Annotated in this window: 16 protein-coding genes; 9 read left to right on the top strand and 7 right to left on the bottom strand. The window is 63.1% G+C overall.

The annotated features are described in order from the left end of the window. Window positions 1-130: 130 nt before the first annotated feature. Window positions 131-742 carry a TIGR00730 family Rossman fold protein gene (locus LB559_RS04325; protein ID WP_013532550.1) on the bottom strand — a complete coding sequence of 204 codons (612 nt, stop codon included), beginning with the start codon at window positions 740-742 and terminating at the stop codon, window positions 131-133. 125 nt (window positions 743-867) lie between these two features. Between LB559_RS04325 and LB559_RS04320 the strand changes: the two genes are divergently transcribed. The 4 genes from LB559_RS04320 (at window position 868) to LB559_RS04305 (ending at window position 5,259) form a co-directional block, all read left to right on the top strand. Continuing rightward, window positions 868-2,334 carry a LysM peptidoglycan-binding domain-containing protein gene (locus LB559_RS04320; protein WP_224673092.1) on the top strand — a complete coding sequence of 489 codons (1,467 nt, stop codon included), beginning with the start codon at window positions 868-870 and terminating at the stop codon, window positions 2,332-2,334. 209 nt (window positions 2,335-2,543) lie between these two features. Next, window positions 2,544-2,876, top strand: a complete 333-nt coding sequence (locus LB559_RS04315) for an ArsR/SmtB family transcription factor (protein WP_013532548.1) — start codon at window positions 2,544-2,546, stop codon at window positions 2,874-2,876. A 21-nt stretch (window positions 2,877-2,897) separates the two neighbouring features. Further along, entirely contained in the window at window positions 2,898-4,778 is a 1,881-nt protein-coding gene (locus tag LB559_RS04310) for an ABCB family ABC transporter ATP-binding protein/permease (RefSeq protein WP_224673091.1), read from the top strand. A gap of 133 nt (window positions 4,779-4,911) precedes the next feature. Beyond that, window positions 4,912-5,259, top strand: a complete 348-nt coding sequence (locus LB559_RS04305) for an antibiotic biosynthesis monooxygenase (protein WP_224673090.1) — start codon at window positions 4,912-4,914, stop codon at window positions 5,257-5,259. Window positions 5,260-5,267: 8 nt separating this feature from the next. On the opposite strand, the gene LB559_RS04300 is transcribed toward LB559_RS04305, so the two are convergent. Then, entirely contained in the window at window positions 5,268-6,131 is an 864-nt protein-coding gene (locus LB559_RS04300) for an SMP-30/gluconolactonase/LRE family protein (protein ID WP_024504336.1), read from the bottom strand. A 325-nt stretch (window positions 6,132-6,456) separates the two neighbouring features. On the opposite strand from LB559_RS04300, the gene LB559_RS04295 reads away from it, so the two are divergent. From LB559_RS04295 to LB559_RS04285, 3 genes are all read left to right on the top strand, one after another. Continuing rightward, window positions 6,457-7,749 carry a DUF4375 domain-containing protein gene (locus LB559_RS04295; protein WP_224673089.1) on the top strand — a complete coding sequence of 431 codons (1,293 nt, stop codon included), beginning with the start codon at window positions 6,457-6,459 and terminating at the stop codon, window positions 7,747-7,749. A gap of 198 nt (window positions 7,750-7,947) precedes the next feature. After that, window positions 7,948-8,646, top strand: coding sequence for a phosphatidylserine decarboxylase (locus LB559_RS04290; RefSeq protein WP_027162687.1), 699 nt, complete (start codon window positions 7,948-7,950; stop codon window positions 8,644-8,646). Window positions 8,647-8,649: 3 nt separating this feature from the next. Then, window positions 8,650-9,468 carry a CDP-alcohol phosphatidyltransferase family protein gene (locus LB559_RS04285; protein ID WP_411970023.1) on the top strand — a complete coding sequence of 273 codons (819 nt, stop codon included), beginning with the start codon at window positions 8,650-8,652 and terminating at the stop codon, window positions 9,466-9,468. 27 nt (window positions 9,469-9,495) lie between these two features. On the opposite strand, the gene LB559_RS04280 is transcribed toward LB559_RS04285, so the two are convergent. Both LB559_RS04280 and LB559_RS04275 read right to left on the bottom strand, forming a co-directional pair. Further along, on the bottom strand, window positions 9,496-11,718 hold the full coding sequence (locus LB559_RS04280) for an AMP-binding protein (RefSeq protein WP_224673088.1): 2,223 nt from the start codon (window positions 11,716-11,718) through the stop codon (window positions 9,496-9,498). Between the two features lie 123 nt (window positions 11,719-11,841). Beyond that, window positions 11,842-12,249 (bottom strand): tautomerase family protein, encoded by a 408-nt coding sequence (locus LB559_RS04275; protein ID WP_013532540.1) that lies wholly within the window; start codon window positions 12,247-12,249, stop codon window positions 11,842-11,844. A 113-nt stretch (window positions 12,250-12,362) separates the two neighbouring features. Between LB559_RS04275 and LB559_RS04270 the strand changes: the two genes are divergently transcribed. Further along, window positions 12,363-13,217 carry a LysR substrate-binding domain-containing protein gene (locus tag LB559_RS04270; RefSeq protein WP_224673087.1) on the top strand — a complete coding sequence of 285 codons (855 nt, stop codon included), beginning with the start codon at window positions 12,363-12,365 and terminating at the stop codon, window positions 13,215-13,217. Window positions 13,218-13,414: 197 nt separating this feature from the next. On the opposite strand, the gene LB559_RS04265 is transcribed toward LB559_RS04270, so the two are convergent. The 3 genes from LB559_RS04265 to LB559_RS04255 form a co-directional block, all read right to left on the bottom strand. Beyond that, complete coding sequence (locus LB559_RS04265) at window positions 13,415-14,323, bottom strand: DMT family transporter (protein WP_224673086.1); 909 nt, start codon at window positions 14,321-14,323, stop codon at window positions 13,415-13,417. Between the two features lie 60 nt (window positions 14,324-14,383). Continuing rightward, window positions 14,384-15,271 carry a DMT family transporter gene (locus LB559_RS04260; protein WP_224673085.1) on the bottom strand — a complete coding sequence of 296 codons (888 nt, stop codon included), beginning with the start codon at window positions 15,269-15,271 and terminating at the stop codon, window positions 14,384-14,386. Between the two features lie 178 nt (window positions 15,272-15,449). After that, window positions 15,450-16,967, bottom strand: coding sequence for a S10 family peptidase (locus LB559_RS04255; protein ID WP_224673084.1), 1,518 nt, complete (start codon window positions 16,965-16,967; stop codon window positions 15,450-15,452). 217 nt (window positions 16,968-17,184) lie between these two features. On the opposite strand from LB559_RS04255, the gene LB559_RS04250 reads away from it, so the two are divergent. Then, window positions 17,185-17,934 (top strand): helix-turn-helix transcriptional regulator, encoded by a 750-nt coding sequence (locus tag LB559_RS04250; protein WP_224673083.1) that lies wholly within the window; start codon window positions 17,185-17,187, stop codon window positions 17,932-17,934. Window positions 17,935-18,009: the final 75 nt, after the last annotated feature.

Below are 18,009 nucleotides of genomic sequence, written 5' to 3'. Positions count from 1 at the left end.
GGCAGTAGGGCAGTAGGGCAGTAGGGCAGTAGGGCAGTAGGGCAGTAGGGCAGTAGGGCAGTAGGGCAGTAGGGCAGAGACCTCCAGGCAATTCACTTGTTGTCACATATTGCCCTACTGCCTTATTCCCCTACATCTTATCGATCACCGACTGCACGCCCTCGGTCGGGGCGTCGACGGACGATCCGGCTACCATGATGGCGGCGACGATCGCTTCGGGGTCGTCGACGACCAGCGGCTTGACCCGCTGCGCGGTGTGGATGAAGCCTTCGGCGGCCATGTGATCGAGCAGCGCCAGCATCGGATCCCAAAATCCTTTGACATTGGCGAAGACGATCGGCTTGCGATGATGGCCAAGTTGTCCCCAGGTCATGATCTCGACGATCTCCTCGACCGTGCCGATGCCGCCCGGCAGTGCCACAAAGGCGTCGGATTTCTCGAACATCTTGTGCTTGCGCTCGTGCATGTTGTCGGTGATCAAGAGTTCATCGAGCCGGTCAAGCGCTGTTTCGCTCGCCTCCTTGTTGATCAGGAAGCGCGGAATGATGCCCGTCACCTTGCCGCCGGCCTTGAGCGCGCCTTCGGCGACAGCGCCCATGATGCCTTTGGTGCCGCCGCCATAGACCAGCCGCAATCCCGCTTTGGCAATTGAGCGCCCGAGCAGGTGTCCGGCCTTGATATAGATTTCATCGCGGCCCGGAGACGAGCCGCAATAGACGCAGACGGATCGAATCGTGTTCATGTCGATGATTGGTGATTGGGTCTGAAAGCGCGGTCAAGCCCCAAGGGTTAACGGCCTGGGCTTTTTCTTGTCGGTATTGCTAAAACAGGCTAGACCGGCGTTAGGTGGCTAAGGGGTAGGGAAATATGGCAATTAATCCACTGAAGGCGTTCCTGTTCGCGGCGGGTGGGACCGTTGCGGCCGCGGGAACCGCCTATGTAGCGGGCGCACTCGACCCGTATCTCAATCCCACGCCGCCGGCGCAAGTGGCGGCGCAGACGCCGCCCGCAGCGGCAAAATCGGCTGATCCCGGCACCGAAGCGCGGCTGCCCGCCGCTGAGGTCCCGGCGGCTCCCGCCGCAGTGCCCCAGGCAACGGCACCGGCCGCACCGGCCGCGGACGCGCCGGCTGCGGCCGGTCCGGTCGCACCGTCTTTCGACGTCGTGCGCGTTGAAAGCAATGGCTCGATTGTCGTCGCCGGCAATGCGGCGCCCAACGCCAAGGTCGAAATCCTCAATGGCTCGACGGTGCTTGGCTCGACGGTCGCTGGTCCCGATGGCGCCTTCGTTATCATTCTCGATGATCCGCTGAAGCCCGGCGATTATACGATCGCGCTGCGCGCGACCACCGGTGACGTCGTAACGCCCTCGGTGCAGACCGCCGTCGTTTCGGTTCCCAAGGATGCGGCCGGCCAGGTGCTGGCCATGGTCGAGGAGCCGGGCAAGCCGGCCGAATTGCTGACCGTTCCCGCACCCGAGACAAAGCCGGCTGCTCCGGCCGCCGCGCCGGCTGCTCCCACAGCCGAAGCCCCCGCAACCGCTCCGGCGCCAGCCGCCCCAGCGCCAGCCGTGGTCGACGCAACACCGGCTCCTGCAGCGCCGGCGACGCCGCCCGCTGCAGGCGTGACCGAGCCCAAGATCGTCGTCGAGGCGGTCGAGATCGACGGCAGCAAGATCTTTGTCGCCGGCCTCGCCGATGCCGGCCGCAAGGTGCGCGCGTATGCCAACGACATCCTGCTCGGTGACGCGCAAACTTCGACGGACGGTCATTTCCTGGTCGAGGCGACGCGCGACATTCCGGTCGGCAGCTACACAATCCATGTCGACGGCCTCGATGCCGACGGTGTGACAGTTGTGGCCCGCGCGGCCGTACCGTTCGAGCGTGAGCCCGGCGAAGCGATCGCCGCCGTGGCACCCTCGGCGCCGAAGCCCGTTCAGCCCAAGCCGGCCGCACCTGCCGCCGCCGAGGCGCCGGCCGCGGCCGAAACGGCCCCGGCCACGACGCCTGCTCCCGCCGCCGAGGCTCCGGCCGTTGTGGCGGAGGCGACGCCGCCAAGCGATGTGCCCGAGACCGTGGCGCCCAAGCTTGAACATGCCGACGGCGCCGTCATCATCCGCCGCAACGACACGCTGTGGCGGATCTCGCGGCGCGTCTATGGCCACGGCGTACGCTTCTCGACCATCTACCTCGCCAACCAGGACCAGATCAGTGATCCCGACCGCATCTGGCCGGGCCAGGTGTTCAAGGTCCCGGAAAAGTCGAAGGAAGGCGAAGCCGCCGACCTCAAGGCCATGGGCGAGCAGGCAACGACAGCGCCCGCCAAGACGGAGTAGGGTTTGAGCGCCGACGGTTGAGCGCAATCTCCCCCTTGTGGGAGATGCCCGGCAGGGCAGAGGGGGGCGCCTCGCCAGCCTGTCGGCCAAATCCGGTCGAGCTACCTTTGCCGGACATCTCTCCCACGAGGGGGAGATTGGCGGTTCCGGCGCTCTGCCCATAGGGTTAGCTTGCCCCGTGCCCGTTCATCGTCTATCGCCGATGAACGATGGCAGAATCCCTGATGGAAACAAACGCATCATGCGGCGGTCCGGACAGCCGTGCGGTCGCCGCCCGACTTGCAGCGCTTTCCCATCCGGCGCGGATCGAAATCCTGAAACACCTATCGACGAGCAGTTCCTGCTGCTGCCGCGAGGTCGTCGACCGCTTAGATCTGGCGCAGTCCACCGTGTCACAACATCTGAAAATACTGGTCGAAGCCGGGCTGGTTCGCTTCGAGCCCGATCGCCAGCGCTCGCGCTATGCGATCGACCATGCCGCGCTCGCCGATGTCTCCGCATCGGTGGCCGCTCTCGTCAATTCCTGCTGCTCCGGCCGCTGAAATAAGAAGAAGGCACAAGAAATGGCCGAAAAAACCATCTCCGACTCCTCGACTTTCAAGACGCTGCTCAATTTGTGGCCTTACATGTGGCCGGCGGATCGCGCCGATCTGAGAGCCCGGGTCACATGGGCGACGCTGTTGCTGGTCGTCGCCAAGCTGACGCTGGTCGCCGGTCCCTATTTCTTCAAATGGGCGACCGACGCGCTGGCCGGCGACGCCAAATCGGCGCCGCCGCTGCCGAGCTTCCTGCTGGCGCCCGTCATGCTGGTCGTCGCCTACAATGTCGTGCGCCTGGTGCAGCTTGGCTTCAATCAGCTGCGCGACGCGCTGTTTGCCCGCGTCGGCCAATATGCCGTGCGCCAGCTCGCCTTCCGTACTTTCGTTCACATGCACCAACTGTCGCTGCGCTTCCATCTCGAGCGCCGCACCGGCGGCCTGTCGCGCATCATCGAGCGCGGCACCAAGGGCATCGAGACGATCGTGCGCTTCATCATGCTCAACACGGCGCCGACCATCCTCGAATTCGCGCTGACCACAGGCATCTTCGCCTACACCTATGGCTGGAAATATGTGGTCGTCGTCGCGGTCACCGTCTGGGTCTATGTCTGGTTCACGGTCCGCGCCAGCGACTGGCGCATCTCGATCCGCCGCGACATGAACGACAGCGATACCGACGCCAACACCAAGGCAATCGACTCGCTGCTCAACTACGAGACGGTGAAATATTTCAACAATGAGGGCATGGAAGCCGAGCGCTTCGACCGCTCCATGGCACGCTACGAGGTCGCCGCGACGCGCATCTGGACCTCGCTTGGCTGGCTGAATTTCGGGCAGGGCATCATCTTCGGCCTGGGCACCGTCATCGTCATGTGCATGTCGGCGCTCGAAGTGCAGGCCGGCACGCAGACGGTCGGTGACTTCGTCTTCATCAACGCCATGCTGATGCAGCTGTCGGTGCCGCTCAATTTCATCGGCTTCATCTACCGCGAAATCCGCCAGGGGCTGACCGATATCGAGCAGATGTTCGATCTGCTGGATGTGCCGCAGGAGATCGTCGACAAGCCCGATGCCAGGCCGCTCGCCGTCAGTGCCGGCAAGGTCGAGTTCCGCGACGTGCATTTCTCCTATGATCCGAACCGGAAGATCCTGAAGGGCATCAGCTTCGAGGTGCCGGCCGGCAAGACCGTCGCCATTGTCGGGCCTTCGGGTGCCGGCAAGTCGACCATCTCGCGGCTTTTGTTCCGCTTCTACGACGTTCAGGGCGGCCAGGTGCTGATCGATGGCCAGGATATCAGGGACGTGACGCAGGAGAGCCTGCGCGGGGCGATCGGCATGGTGCCGCAGGACACCGTGCTGTTCAACGACACCATCGCCTACAACATCCGCTATGGCCGCATCGGCGCCAGCGAGGAGGATATGCGCAAGGCCGCCGAGCTCGCTCAGATCGGCCCGTTCATCGAGCGATTGCCTGACGGCTACAAGTCGATGGTCGGCGAACGCGGGCTAAAACTTTCGGGCGGCGAGAAGCAGCGCGTGGCAATCGCCCGCACCATTTTGAAGGCGCCGCCGATCCTGATGCTCGACGAAGCGACCTCGGCGCTCGACAGCCACACCGAACAGGAGATCCAGGCCGCGCTCGATCTGGTCAGCCGTGGCCGCACCACCATCGTCATCGCCCACCGCCTGTCGACGGTGATCACGGCCGATGAGATCATCGTGCTGCAGGACGGCCAGATCGCCGAGCGCGGCACCCATGCCGAGCTGATGCGCAAATATGGCCTCTACGCCTCGATGTGGGACCGCCAGCGCGAGGCGACCGAAGCCGAAGAGCGGCTGCGCTTGGCTCGCGAAGGCGACGAACTTGGCGTCGTCGTCCGCCGGCGCACGTCGGAGGTGTCATAGGCGATGGCGCTGCTCTCCCTTCTCCCACAAGGGGAGAAGGAGAAAAAATTCCGCTTGACCTCAACTTAAGTTGAGATCGTAGGTCGTTCTTGGAGCCCGCCAACCAGCGTGAATCGAGAACGGAGCAATCGAAATGAGCAAGACAAATCAGAGCGTTAACGGCGGCAGCGTGTTCAGGGTGGACAAATTCGTCGTCCCGGCCGGCGCCCGCGAGGAGATACTCGCCAAGGTCAGGACAACGCATGAATTGCTGCGCCTGCAGCAGGGCTTCGTGCAGGATTTCCTGCTCGAGCAATTCTCCGGGCCGGGCGAATTCAACCTCGTCACCATCGTCGAATGGGAAAGCCAGGCGGCCGTCGACAATGTCGTGCCGATCGTCAAGGCCGCGCACGAGCGCATCGCCTTCAACCCGCAGGAGACGATCGCCCGGCTCGGCGTTCGCGCCGACATCGCCAACTATCAGAGGGTTCCCGGGCTGTAGCAAGGCTGTTACGGCCAGCCGATGCCAGGTGCCGGCGCTTCGACGCTGAACACCTGGCCGGTGCGGGCGTCGCTGAGCATATGCTCGAAGCCGCGCCATTCGGCGGCGAGAATGAACAGCGTTTTCCTGTCGGTGCCGCCCAGCATGCAGGCAAAGCAGCCGCGATCGACGGTCACTGTCTGCAGCACCTCGCCGCCTTCACGCACCCGCACGCAACGCTTGTTGGGAACATCCGCATACCAGGCCGCCCCTTCGGCATCGAGGCAGATGCCGTCGGGATAGCCGTCGAGGTCGGCCCAGACCCTTCGGTTGGCAAGGCTGCCGTCGGCGGCAATGTCGAAGGCGGTCAGCCGATTGGCATGGGATTCCGCGACAATCAGCGTCTTGTTGTCCGGGCTCACTGCCATGCCGTTGGCAAAGGCGATATTTTCCGCCACCTGCCGGACCGCGCCGTCCGGCGTGATCAACACGATGGTGCCGGGGCTGAAATGCTCGCCAGAAGCCGGCGCCGGTCCGCCGCCATTGACATAGGTGTTGCCGCGCCCGTCGACGACGATCTCGTTCCAAGGGCTTTTCGACAGGTCACGCAAATCGGCGCGAGTGACGAGGCTCCCGTCGGCCTCCTGTCGTAGCAGCAGCCCTTCGCGGCCGGAGATGACGAGCAGGCGGCCATCCGGCAGCCAGTCAATGGAGTAGGGCAGGACAGCCGGTACGGTGAGCATGACCTCGCGGTTGCCGTCGGCATCGACGGCGATAATCTCGCCGGTGCCCCAGTTGCAAAGCCACAGCCGTCCGTCATGCCAGCGCGGCGACTCGCCGAAAGCGAGACCGGCAGTGACGAGATGCGCTTGGGGGGCAGGTGGTTTCTGCATGTAGGGGACTCCTTGTTGAGTGCGTCAGCATCGCCAAATGGTCCATGATGGCGCTGTCTCACCAAGGACGGGCGAGGCAGCGGTCTGCCGACAGGCACAGAACCGATAATTTTGGTTTGGCTGCTCTTTGCTGAGTTCGCGACGAAGCCTCGAGGTCAGTTTTTGGAGTGTTCTTCAAACTATCGGTTGAAGTGTTCTTCAAAATATTGGTAAGACGCAGTGAAAATGAATTTCAAGCGCCTTTTTATCCACTTTTCCAAGTGATATTCTGCTGACAGACTCTGATCTACCGGTATTGCTTTCCTCCGGGTAAGAAGGCTTTGGAATGTTCGGAATTTTTTCGCGAAAGAAAAGGCTGCAGCAGTCGACAACGATTTCGGCGTACCAGCCGGAGCAACCGACGGCCAGTCCGCGCGTGACTTCAATTGTTGTCCCGTTTTCAGCAGTCGAGCGCGCCGCTAAGGAAAACTACGTTGCTGACCTCGTGACTGCAGTCATGGATTTCGTGACCGCAATGTTTGATCAGGGCCTCTACAAAGATCACGAAATACCGCCGTCAGCGAGGCAGTTTTTTCACGCTTACCTATACGGGATGGAAGTGGCTAATGGCGGCCATAGCCAATTTATTCACAATTACCGTGATCACCTCGATAAAGTCACCTCGGATGTGCATTTGGCTTTGGCTGGAATGCGAGCAGAAAACCATTTAGCTATTTTGAAACAGATGGTTGCTTGGGTCCGGGAACATCCCAAGGAAGCGGAGGAACAGACTGGATTCGAAGGTGGCCGCGCTGATTTCCTTGATGGACTCGACGATCTTTTTTACAAGGAGGAAGACAGCGTCCCGATGCTTGCCCGCGCAGTGGGTTGGATAGCCTCCTGGCCTGAACTGGAGATTGTCGACGATGCCGAATGCCAGGAGGCCACTCTTGACATTGTGATGGCCAACTCCAGGCGCGAACCTCGATTGCGCCATCGTTCGGTGTTCCATCTGAAAGCAGTGATGACGAGCCGACTTGAAGTGGGCATCGGGCTCGCCTGTGCAGCTTTGCCGCAGCCCGAGGTTAAGCTCGGGCTCGGCAAAGGACGGATGTTGGACATAGATGGCGAGAAGCAGATGACATTTCCGGTCGTAACCAACGCCGGCAGGGTGCGTTTGTGCGTAGTCACGCCAACGCATGCGGCTGCATACCAGTACCTGGCTGCTGATGGTACAGAACTGCAACTCGACCTCGGACCGGTCGATAGCGTTGATGAGTTACTTGGCGAAGGTGCTCCACGTGTCGGTCTGAAGCTGTCGCATGTCGGCGCTGATTCAATAGCGACAGTCATCGAACTGGCTGATGAATACGGGGCACCAGCAGCCCTCGACCTTCTTTTGCGCAGGGCTGGAATTGATACGGCAGGAGCAGTTGCTTTGCCATCGATGCTGATTCCGAGCGAGGGAGGATCGGTCGTCAGTTGGACAGTTGCTGCTGACGGTAGACTGCTGTTTTTGGTGTCCTCTCCCAACGGGAGCGCGCTCTTGAGGTCGGGCGCCGAAGATCCGCTGGCGGATGCCCATAGGCTTGAGATCGAAGAACATTTTGTGCGCGCCGAAGCCGATGGTGCCAACTGATCTGGGCTGATTGTCTCGAAATTCTGACGCCAGTGGCACAGGCATGCGAGCCGGTCGCGACCTCACGAACGCGGAGCGTTCGGCTATCCTGAGGCGACAGGCCCTTGCCCGTTCGCCCGCGCCGCCGATTGTTGCGTTGCGGCGAGGGGGGCTTTCGGCTATTGAGGCCCCACCTGAAACGGAGCCCGTTTACACCCGATGAGCCTTGTCGATACGGTCAAGAACGCGTTCGTACCGATCCATCGCGAAGGCTATCCCTTCATCGCGGCCTTTGGCGCGGCGACGCTTTTCCTCGGCTATTTCTCCTCGGTCCTGTTCTGGATCGGTCTGATCCTGACGGCCTGGTGCGTTTATTTCTTCCGCGATCCCGAGCGCGTCACGCCGGTCGACGACCGCTTGGTGGTCAGCCCCGCCGACGGCATCATCTCGGCGGTCGGACCCGCCGTGCCGCCGCGCGAACTCGGCCTCGGCAATGCCGAGATGACCCGCATCTCGGTGTTCATGAACGTCTTTTCCTGCCACGTGAACCGCGCCCCGGTGCGCGGCCGTATTGCGAAAATCGAACATCGGCCGGGCAAATTCCTCAATGCGGAACTGGATAAGGCCAGCACCGAGAACGAGCGCAACGGCCTAGTCATCGAGAGCCCCAATGGCACGGTCGCTGCCGTCCAGATCGCCGGCCTGGTGGCGCGGCGCATCGTCTGCTGGGCCGAGGCGGGCGGCTCGATCGGCACTGGCGAGCGTTTTGGCCTGATCCGCTTCGGCTCGCGTGTCGACGTGTTCCTGCCGCTGACCGCCACGCCGCGCGTTGCCGTCGGCCAGACAGCGGTCGGCGGCGAAACCGTGCTGGCCGAATTCGGCGGTGTTGCCGGCACGCCTCTTGTTCGGGTTTCCTGACCGGTGGGCACGCAATACAAAAAGTTCGAGGCCCATGCCAGCGGCGGTCCGCGCATCCGCGAAATCCCGATGCGCATGGTGCTGCCCAATCTGGTCACCGTGCTTGCCATCTGCGCCGGCCTGTCCGGCATCCGCTTCGGCTTCGAAGGTCGCTTCGAGCCGGCGGTGGTGATGGTGCTGCTTGCCGCCTTCCTCGACGGCATCGACGGCCGCTTGGCGCGGATGCTGAAGGCGACCTCGAAATTCGGCGCGCAGATGGATTCGCTAGCCGACATCGTCAATTTCGGCGTGGCGCCGGCTCTGGTGCTCTATGCCTTCCTGCTCGACCGCGCCGGTTCGCCGGGCTGGATCGCGGCACTGCTGTTCGCCATCGCCTGCGGGCTGCGCCTCGCCCGTTTCAACGTGCTCGATGACGAGAAGGCCGATCGCCCGATATGGCAGTCCGAATATTTCGTCGGCGTGCCGGCGCCGGCTGGTGCTGTGCTGGTGATGCTGCCGCTCTATCTCTATTTCCTGCGCACAGGGCTGGAGCCCAGTCGTCCAGCGGCCTTCGTCGCCACCGGCTTCACTGTGCTTGTCGCCTTCCTCCTGGTCAGCCGGCTGCCGGTCTATTCCGGCAAGAGCATCAAGATCCCGGGCGACAGGGTGCTGCCGGTCATCCTGGCGGTCGTGCTCTACGTTCTCTTGTTGATGACCTATCCCTGGTACACGCTGACGGCCTCGGTCGCCGGCTACCTGATCTTCCTGCCGTTTTCCGTGCGCGCCTATTCCAAGCGCGCCAAGCTGGAGGGCGAGAAGGTGCCGCCTTCCGATATAGGTTAGAAGGTCGGCGGAAGTGCTTGATCCGACTCAGGCCGCGACGCCGAGCCCCAGCCTGTCGATCGCCAGCTTTCGGGTCGAGACATAGTCGGTCTTGCCCGAACCCAGCACCGGGATTTCCTCGACCTTGACGATGTCGTTGGGCACCATCAGTTCGGCGGCGCCGGCTTGTTTGCCGAATCTGCGCAACTCGTCGGGATTGGCGTCGTCGGCGGTGGTGACCAGCACAATGCGCTCGCCGCGCCTCTTGTCCGGCACCGCTACCGCCGCATGGCGTTCTTCCGGCCACAACGACTGCACCAGCATCTCGACAGCACCCAGCGACACCATCTCGCCGGCGATCTTGGCGAAGCGCTTGGCGCGGCCGCGAATGGTGATGAAGCCTTCGCGGTCGACAGCGACGATGTCGCCGGTGTCGTGCCAGCCCGTCAGCGGCTGCAATTCACCGGGGCGGTCCGATGTCATATAGCCCATCATCAGGTTCGGTCCGTCGAGCCACAATTGGCCGGCATCGGAAATGCCTTCGATCGGCTCAAGCTTCATGCGCATGGCCGGCAGCAGCCGCCCGACGGTACCGTCGCGGCCATGGATTGCCGTGTTGACGGCAACCACCGGTGCCGCCTCTGTCAGCCCGAACCCTTCGATGATCTCGGCCTGGAAGCGTTCGCGATAGACACGGCGGGTTTCCGGCTTCACCGCCTCGGCGCCGGCAACGACGAAGCGCAGGCTGGAAAAATCGCCGTCCTTGGCGGTACGCGCATAGTTGGCGAGGAACGTGTCGGTGCCGAACATAATGGTCGGTTTCACCTTGCGCGCAACCTCGGGGATGATCTTGTAGTGCAGCGGCGAGGGGTAGAGGAACAGTTTTACCCCGGTGACCAGCGGCAGGATGGTGCCGCCCGTCAGGCCGAACGAATGGAACACCGGCAGCACGTTGAGCAGGATGTCGGCGGGCGAGATGGTGATGCGCGCCTCAGCCTGCATGGCGTTGGCGTAAAGGTTCTTGTGCGACAGCACGACTGCCTTCGGCGTGCCTTCCGAGCCCGAGGTGAACAGGATCACCGCCGGCTTGGCCGCGTCCTGTCGCTGCAGCGGCCAGCGCCACAGCAAGGCGGCGGCAAGCTTGTCCAGCGCGGTGACGCTCTCCCGCACATCCTCGAGCCAGAGAAGCCTGGCGCCGCCCTTTTCGACCGCCGCGACGATATCGGCAAGGTCGGCCTTCTCGACGAACGCGCGGGACGAAATCACGGTCCTTATCACCGCCGTGCGCACGGCCGCGGTGACGCTCGCCGGCCCGGCCGTGTAGTTGATCATCGCCGCCACCCGGCCGGCCGACAGAAGGCCGGTGAGCGACAGCACGACGCCATTGGCATTGGGCAGCATCACGCCGACTGCCTCGCCCGGAGCCGTTACCGCCTCGAAGCGCCTGCCCAGGACGCGGGCGCCGATGAACAGCTTGCGGTAGCTCAGCGCGCCGGAGATCACGTCCTCGATGATGATATGCGAAGCGCCGACGCGGTCGGCGGCATCGCGCATGGCCAGGAACAGGCCACGATCGAGGTTGATGCCGAAGAGCCTCGCCTCGGCGACACGGTCGAACAGCGCGTTGGTGTTCGAGGCCTGCTCGGGGTTGCGCGCCACCAGCTCAGTGATGGTCATCGGCTCCAGCACGCTGATCGACAGTTGCGGAAACCAGTGTCGTGGCGCCTTGTCCCCAGGCGTCAGCGACACCGGCAGGCTGCGCGCGCCGCCGACGAAGATCGGCACGATTTTGGCATCGGCCTGCATGGCGATGCGGGTGACGGCACGAAACAACCGAAACGTCTTGACGTCGGGCTCGACTGCATCCGGCAGATAGACAGCGAGCCGGCCCTTGCCCTTCAGCACCCGCACCAGCCGGCGGCTGACGAAGACATGTTCGGCGTTGAAGGCGATGGTACGGCCAAGCTCGCGCCAAGGTTCGAGCCACGGCGAGCGCGCCGAGACCTCATCGAGAATATGCAGCGTGTCTTCCGGCAGCAGCGACAGCATCAGCGCCGGCTCGAAGCGCGATTGATGAGAGATGACGTAGATGACTGGGGCCTGCGCCTTGCGGGCGATCCTGATGCGGCTGTCTCCGATCCGGTAGGCAAGCTTGAACGGGACATAGAGCAGCGCCTGGGTGAAGCGTAGGCCGAGGCGGAATTTTTCCGCCACGCCAATCAGGAGCCAGGCCAGAACAAGACCCGCAAGCAGCGCCAGTGTCAGGATCATGCCGCGTCTCTCCCAACGTTTTTAGCATCTCGGCTCTTTGCGGCCGTGTCGGCCAGAACCTAGACGATGTGGGAGCAAGGTCAATGCGGAGCTTTTGCTTCCCTTGGTGCGGGAAGCTGCTTCTCACGCCGCCTGCAGCCGTCCACTGATGAAACGAAATTCCTGCGTCTTGCCGCCATAGCCGTAAGCGGCTGCCGGCACTTCATGCACGAAGGCGTAGCTCTCCTCGTGCACGCCGCCCAGCAGACGGCCGAAGGCTGCGAAGATCGCCTTCAGATAGGCCTCCAGCTCAAGCTTGGTGTTGGTGCCGTCGACCACCTTGATATCAAGCCAGAACGTGTTGGTGCCGTGCTCGGCCAGCGACTTGCCGCCGGCGAACCAGTGCTGCGGATCGACATAGGACACGGCAACTGCCGTGATCGTCGGGTCCTTGCGCAGCTGCGTCGCGGTGATTTCTGTGGCCTCCTTTGCGATGCGAGCGGAAAGCGCCGCGTCAGGTTTGCCGGTGACGCTGATGTTGATGATAGGCATTCTTCTTCTCCTTGGCTTGAGCGGCGTCCGATCGCCGTTGAAACAACCATGCCACCACCTTTTAGTCAAAAAAATCGAATTGTTTTTAAATGATACTTCGATAGTATCGAAGTATGGAAACACTCGATCCCGATCTGCTCCGAACCTTCCTTGCTTTCGTCGACAGCGGCTCGCTGGCCCAGGCGGCTGCAAGCATCGGCCGTTCGCCCTCGGCGGTGACCGCCCAGATGCAGCGGCTGGAGGAAATCGTCGGCGAGCCGCTGCTGGCGCCGCAGGGGCGGGGACGTGGTTTGACGTCGGCGGGTGAGGATCTCGTCGGCCACGCCAAGCGCATTCTTGCCGCCCATCGCGAGGCTTGGCTGGCGCTGAAGGGCGCCCGCGCTGCCGGGCGCGTTGCCATCGGCACGACGCAGGATTTTGCCGACAGCGGCCTGCCGGATCTGCTGCGTGCTTTCGCCGGCAGCCATCCGCGCGTCAGGATCGAACTGCGGGTCGGCCGTTCCGCCGAGTTGGCGCAGGCGCTGCAGTCTGGCGGCCTCGATCTGGCGATCGTCATGCGCCAGACGGCAGCGCCGGACGAAGTCGGCGTGCTGCGCGAGCCGATGATATGGCTATGCTCACAAAAGGGGCTGGCCACGCGGCAGGAGGAACTGCCGCTGGCGCTGCTCGATCCATATTGCGGTTTTCGCGAAGCGGCACTTGCCGCACTCGATGCCGCCGGCCGCCGCTACCGCATTGCTGCCGGCAGCGCCAGTCTGGCCGGCCTGCGCACAGCCGTGAACGCCGGTGTCGCACTGACGCTGCGAACGGCTCGCTTTGCCCATTCCGGGATTGTCGAGGCGCCGCGCCAGCTTGGGCTGCCGCAGGTGCCTTTGGCTGAGTTCGCCATCCGGCTGCGCGCCGGTGCCGATGGATCGGCAGCCGATCTGGCGACCCTGCTCAGCGCCAACCTTGCCTTGTCGGGCTGAATGCCCAAAGAAACCGACCTTGCGGTCCCAAGTGGCAAAGAAAAAGCCGACCTTACGGTCGGCAAGCGGCAAAGAAAAAGCCGACCTTACGGTCGGCTTGGAGTAGGACGGGCCGAGGGGTTTGGGGGGACTTGGGGATGGCCCGTCGCAGCAATAATGCCTGACCCGGATGATGGTTCCATGACTGTGTCACTTTTTTAAGAAATATTTGACGCCATGCGTTGCGAGCGCGCCATCAGCCAATCCCGCCCCGCATGGGCGAACACTGCGGTGAGCACGACGGCGCCGCCGATCATGCTGGCGGCTGGTGCAATCTCGCCCAGGAACAGGAAGGCAAACAGGATCGCGAACGGCACTTCGGCCGAACCGAGAAGCCCGGATTCGGCCGGCGGGATGAGCCGTGCGCCCTCCGTCCACAGGATCGAGGACAGCGCGAAGGACGCGCCGAAAGTGGCGAGCAGAACGGCATCTCTCGGCGAAACCGCCAGCGGATCGGTGACGAACCAACCGAGCACGAACAACAGGAATGCCGACACCGCACCGGCCCACACCACGGGCGTGTCGCGGAAGGCGCGTACCATGATCATGTAAAGGCCGCTGCCGACGGTCATCAGCAGTGCCAGTCCGTCGCCGAACAGATTGCCGGTGCCGAAGCCGGACCAGACCATGATCGCCACGCCGCACAGCGACACTGCGGCGGCGACCATCGTCTGCAACCGGAAGGGTTCGCGCGTCAGAACCCAGGCCAGCAGCGCCGTGACGAAAGGTGCTGTGGCATAGATGACAGCGACATTGGCGACGAAGGTGAACTTGAACGCCGAGATGAAAGCGATGCTGGCCAGCGCGCCTTCCACCGCCAGCAGCCAGCCGCGCCAGCCAAGCCGCAGGGTCTCACGCCCACCGGAACGGTGACGCCGCCACAGCACATAGAGGCTGATCAGGATCGCGCCGACAAAGCCGCGCCAGCAGATGATGGTCAACGGGTCGGCGTGGATTGATTTCGTCAGCACGCCCGTCAGGCCGAAGACGGCGGCTGAGGACGACACCAGGATGATGCCGAGTGTCCGCTCCGCGGCGGTGTCGGTGGCGGCTGCAATCTCAGTCATGCCGCCAGCCTACGCCGCTTGGTCCTGACATCGTAGCGTCAGCAATCATGGCCATCCACATCACAGCCGTTTGCGGAAATGCTCGGTGCCGACGATCAGCAGGCCGGCGGCGACGATCAGCGCAGCGCCCAGGAAAACTTCGCGGCGCGGCACGTCGCCCCAGATCGCAAAGCCGAGTGCGAATGCCCACAACAGCGAGGTGTATTCCAGCGGTGCCAGCACCGAGGCTGGTGTGCGCTTCATGCCTTCGAAGAGAAGATACTGCGCCAGGCCGCCGAGTGCGCCGACGCTGGCAAGCAGCAGCAATTGCGCCAGGTTTGGCGTCTGCCACCAGAGCAGCGCCGGCACCGCCGAAAACAGCAGGAAATAGAAATTGTTGAGCAGGAGCTGGATCATCGAGCGCTCGGCAAGGGCGGTCCTGCGCAAGAGCACGATGGCGATGCCCCACAAGAAGGCGGCCGCCAGCACCAGCAGCACCGGCACGGACAGGCCGAGATGGGTCGGATCGCAAGCGATGAACACGCCGGCAAAGCCGATCAGCACCGCCAGCCAGCGCAGCATCGGCACTTTTTCGCCGAGCAGGAACACCGAAAGCACGGTGACGATGATCGGGGCCGCGTAATAAACGGTGGTCAGTTCGGCGAGCTGCAGGCTGCGCGCGGCGTTGTAGTAGCAGAGCCACGCAGCAAGCGTGAAGGCACTGCGCACCAGCATCGGCCGCACGATCGGCGAGCGCATCGTGTCGGCAAACAGCTGTCGTCCGCCGATCGCCGCGCACGCGCCCAGAATGGTGATGCTGCGGAAGAACATGATCTGCCAGACGCTCATGCCGACGACCAGCAGCTTGATCGAAGCATCCTGTGTCGAAAACAGCAGATAGGCCGCACCGGTCAGCAGGATGCCTGCAAGAACCCGCTCGCGTGTTTCGAGAATGGCGATATCGGCCATAAGGCGCGTGGGACCAAATTTGCCGGAGCGGCAGAAATGCTGTGAGGAGCGACACAAGGGAGCCGTGAATTCAACTCCCTTGGTACCAAGCTATACGGGCGAAAACCCCTGCGGCGCTACGCCAGTCCGGTGCTTATATTGGGGCACGGGTCCATGGCGAGCTGCACTGTCGCCAAGCCTACTGCGTCGCCTGATAAAGCTCCGAAGCGGCTTCTTTCAGCGCGCGCCGGCCGTCGGACCTGAAATACATCATGTGCCCGCCCTCGACGACATCGAGACGGATGGGCTTGGCATTGGCGAGCGACGGGATCTGGCTCACCAGGTAGCGCGAGGCGAGGTAAGGTGTCACCAGATCGGTGTAGCCGTTAACGATCACGACGCCGAGCGAAGGGTTCAGCGAGCGTGCGCGCTGCAGATCGTCCATCACCCCGGCATAGCCTTGCCGCGAGGCGCCGGTCCCGTAATCCCAATTGTGGCTGATTTCGCCATTGAGCAGCCGATAGCTGACATCGGTGCGAAAATGCAGTTCGTCGCTGATATAGCCGACGAATGCCGACGTCAGCGCCGGCACGCTGCGGTCGAGCACCGGATCCGGGCCGGCGATGCGGGCGCTCTCGGGCGCGATGTCGGCCGTGCCGATCGTGGCGTCATAGGGGCTGAGCACCTTGCCGCTGGCGCGGGCGAACTCCCTTGCGAACAGGCCGGTGGGGATGCGGGCGGAGTTCCGCTGCACCAGGTCGAGCGGCAGGCCGGTGATGTCAGCCACGCGTTGGCTGGCCAGCCGCCTGCCTTGCTCCAGTCCGCTGGTGATTGCCGTGAGGTAATCGCCCATCGCATAATGTTCGACGTCTGCCAGCTTCTCCCGCAACGCGTCGCCGCTGACGCCTTCGGCGCGCAGGCGCACCGCTGCCAGTGAAGGCAGTTCGAGTGCCCAATGCAGCGGCTCGAATTCGTCGGGCTGCACCAGCGTGAACTCCAGCGCCGGGGAGATCAGCACGATGCCGTTCGGACTGATGCCGATATCTTCCTGCAACGTCCTGGCGAGCAGCGCTGCGCGGAACCCGCCATAGCTTTCGCCGGCGAGGAACAGTGGCGACCCGGTGCGGCCGTTCTGCGCGAGATAGAGCCGGATGAAGGCGCCTATCGAGCTGGCATCCTGGTTTACGCCCCAGAAATCGCGCGTGTCCTGACCCGGTGCCTCGCGGCTATAGCCTGTTCCCACCGGATCGACGAAGACGAGATCGGTCATGTCGAGCCAGCTGTCCGGATTGTCGATCAGTCTTTGCGGTGACGGCAGGAATTCGCCGTCGGCTCCCGTCGCGATTATCCGTGGACCGAGTGCGCCGATATGCAGATAGGCGGACGCTGCTCCAGGGCCGCCGTTGAACACGAAGGTGATCGGCCGCTGCTGGTCTTTGGCCCCGCTTGCCGGCGGCTCCAGTGTGTAGGCGACGTAGAAGATCTCCGCCGTGACGTCGCCCTTGCCCGATAGCAGCGACAGGGTCGCCGCCTTTGCCTGGTAATCCAGCTTGCGCCCGGCCAGCGTGATCGAATGGTTGGTGGTCTGCGGCGGCGGCAGCAGGGATAGCACGCCGCCCGAGGGCGCCGGCCGCTCCGCCGTTTCAGCCAGGACGGGCTGCGCCAGGACGGCGAGTATCGGCAGGATAAGGCAGATCAGTTTCAATTTGACCGGCATGATGGCTCCGCGACAACGACTCCCGCATAGGTATGGCCGAGAGGGTCGAAGTCAAAGGAAATGGCTGATTTGAACTTGCAACGGCTTGCGCTAGAACCGGATGATTTCAGGTCGATCGACCTGAAATCTCAATCCGGCTCTAAATCAAACAGATAGAGCATGATGCCGTCCGAAAACCGCTTCACACTTTTCGGCATCATGCCTAGTATGAATTGGAATGCAGTCGAACCTTTCCCTCGATCAGTTTGGGCGCTGGAGCGGCGGTGTCGCCGCTGCGGCCGTTGCCGTGACACCCGAAGAATTGTCGGCTCTTTTCACGGCAGCGGCGAGCGAGTTGCTTGGCTCCGACCGCGCCTATGTCGGCTTTTACCGTCGCGACATCACATCCCTGACCATCGACGATGCCGGTCCCGATCGCTGGAACCGCGACTACGATGCACGACTGTATCGCCAGGATCCCTTCTTCCAGAGGTTCGCCAGCACAAGGCAGGATTTCCTGTTGCCGCTGTCGGCACTCCGCAATGGCGACTTCCAGCGGACTCCCTACTATCGCGAATTCTTCGGCCCTTCCGACAGTTTCGACGAGATCACCGGCGTGTTCAATCTCGACCGGCTGACCGCTGGCTATGTCACTTTTCTCAGGCGAAACGGGGCAGAACCGTTTGGCGAGCAGGATCTGGCGACGGCTTGCGCGGCAAGCAGCGCGACAAGGCTCATTTTGGAAAGATTGCTCCATCTGTGCCGCTTCCGGCACAAGGGCGCCGCAATCGGTGACGCTCGCTCGCGGCTGAGCAGGCGCGAGACCGAGATTGCACGACATCTGGTCGATGGTGGCAACGCCAAGACGATTTCGCGATGCCTCGCCATCTCGCCCGGGACCGTCCGCAACCACATCAAGCAGATCTATCGCAAGCTCGGCGTGCACTCCCAGGTCGAGTTGCTGGCGGCCATCCGCGAAGCCGCTTGAGCCTGACGGCTTCCGCCCGGCTCTGTCTTTTTGCTTTGACGCAATTCCCAAGGGAAAGCGCTACGCGCTTTTCCC

This window comes from Mesorhizobium sp. BR1-1-3 (assembly GCF_020165455.1).
Lineage (GTDB): Bacteria > Pseudomonadota > Alphaproteobacteria > Rhizobiales > Rhizobiaceae > Mesorhizobium > Mesorhizobium ciceri.
The sequence above is the reverse complement of the archived record's forward strand: the minus strand, read 5'-3'. Positions and strand labels throughout refer to the sequence as shown.

Excerpts from the sequence above, each read along its gene's own strand:
- LB559_RS04325 (WP_013532550.1), bottom strand. The coding sequence starts at position 742 with ATGAACACGATTCGATCCGTCTGCGTCTATTGCGGCTCGTCTCCGGGC.
- LB559_RS04320 (WP_224673092.1), top strand. The coding sequence starts at position 868 with ATGGCAATTAATCCACTGAAGGCGTTCCTGTTCGCGGCGGGTGGGACC.
- LB559_RS04315 (WP_013532548.1), top strand. The coding sequence starts at position 2,544 with ATGGCAGAATCCCTGATGGAAACAAACGCATCATGCGGCGGTCCGGAC.
- LB559_RS04310 (WP_224673091.1), top strand. The coding sequence starts at position 2,898 with ATGGCCGAAAAAACCATCTCCGACTCCTCGACTTTCAAGACGCTGCTC.
- LB559_RS04305 (WP_224673090.1), top strand. The coding sequence starts at position 4,912 with ATGAGCAAGACAAATCAGAGCGTTAACGGCGGCAGCGTGTTCAGGGTG.
- LB559_RS04300 (WP_024504336.1), bottom strand. The coding sequence starts at position 6,131 with ATGCAGAAACCACCTGCCCCCCAAGCGCATCTCGTCACTGCCGGTCTC.
- LB559_RS04295 (WP_224673089.1), top strand. The coding sequence starts at position 6,457 with ATGTTCGGAATTTTTTCGCGAAAGAAAAGGCTGCAGCAGTCGACAACG.
- LB559_RS04290 (WP_027162687.1), top strand. The coding sequence starts at position 7,948 with ATGAGCCTTGTCGATACGGTCAAGAACGCGTTCGTACCGATCCATCGC.
- LB559_RS04280 (WP_224673088.1), bottom strand. The coding sequence starts at position 11,718 with ATGATCCTGACACTGGCGCTGCTTGCGGGTCTTGTTCTGGCCTGGCTC.
- LB559_RS04275 (WP_013532540.1), bottom strand. The coding sequence starts at position 12,249 with ATGCCTATCATCAACATCAGCGTCACCGGCAAACCTGACGCGGCGCTT.
- LB559_RS04270 (WP_224673087.1), top strand. The coding sequence starts at position 12,363 with ATGGAAACACTCGATCCCGATCTGCTCCGAACCTTCCTTGCTTTCGTC.
- LB559_RS04265 (WP_224673086.1), bottom strand. The coding sequence starts at position 14,323 with ATGACTGAGATTGCAGCCGCCACCGACACCGCCGCGGAGCGGACACTC.
- LB559_RS04260 (WP_224673085.1), bottom strand. The coding sequence starts at position 15,271 with ATGGCCGATATCGCCATTCTCGAAACACGCGAGCGGGTTCTTGCAGGC.
- LB559_RS04255 (WP_224673084.1), bottom strand. The coding sequence starts at position 16,967 with ATGCCGGTCAAATTGAAACTGATCTGCCTTATCCTGCCGATACTCGCC.
- LB559_RS04250 (WP_224673083.1), top strand. The coding sequence starts at position 17,185 with ATGCAGTCGAACCTTTCCCTCGATCAGTTTGGGCGCTGGAGCGGCGGT.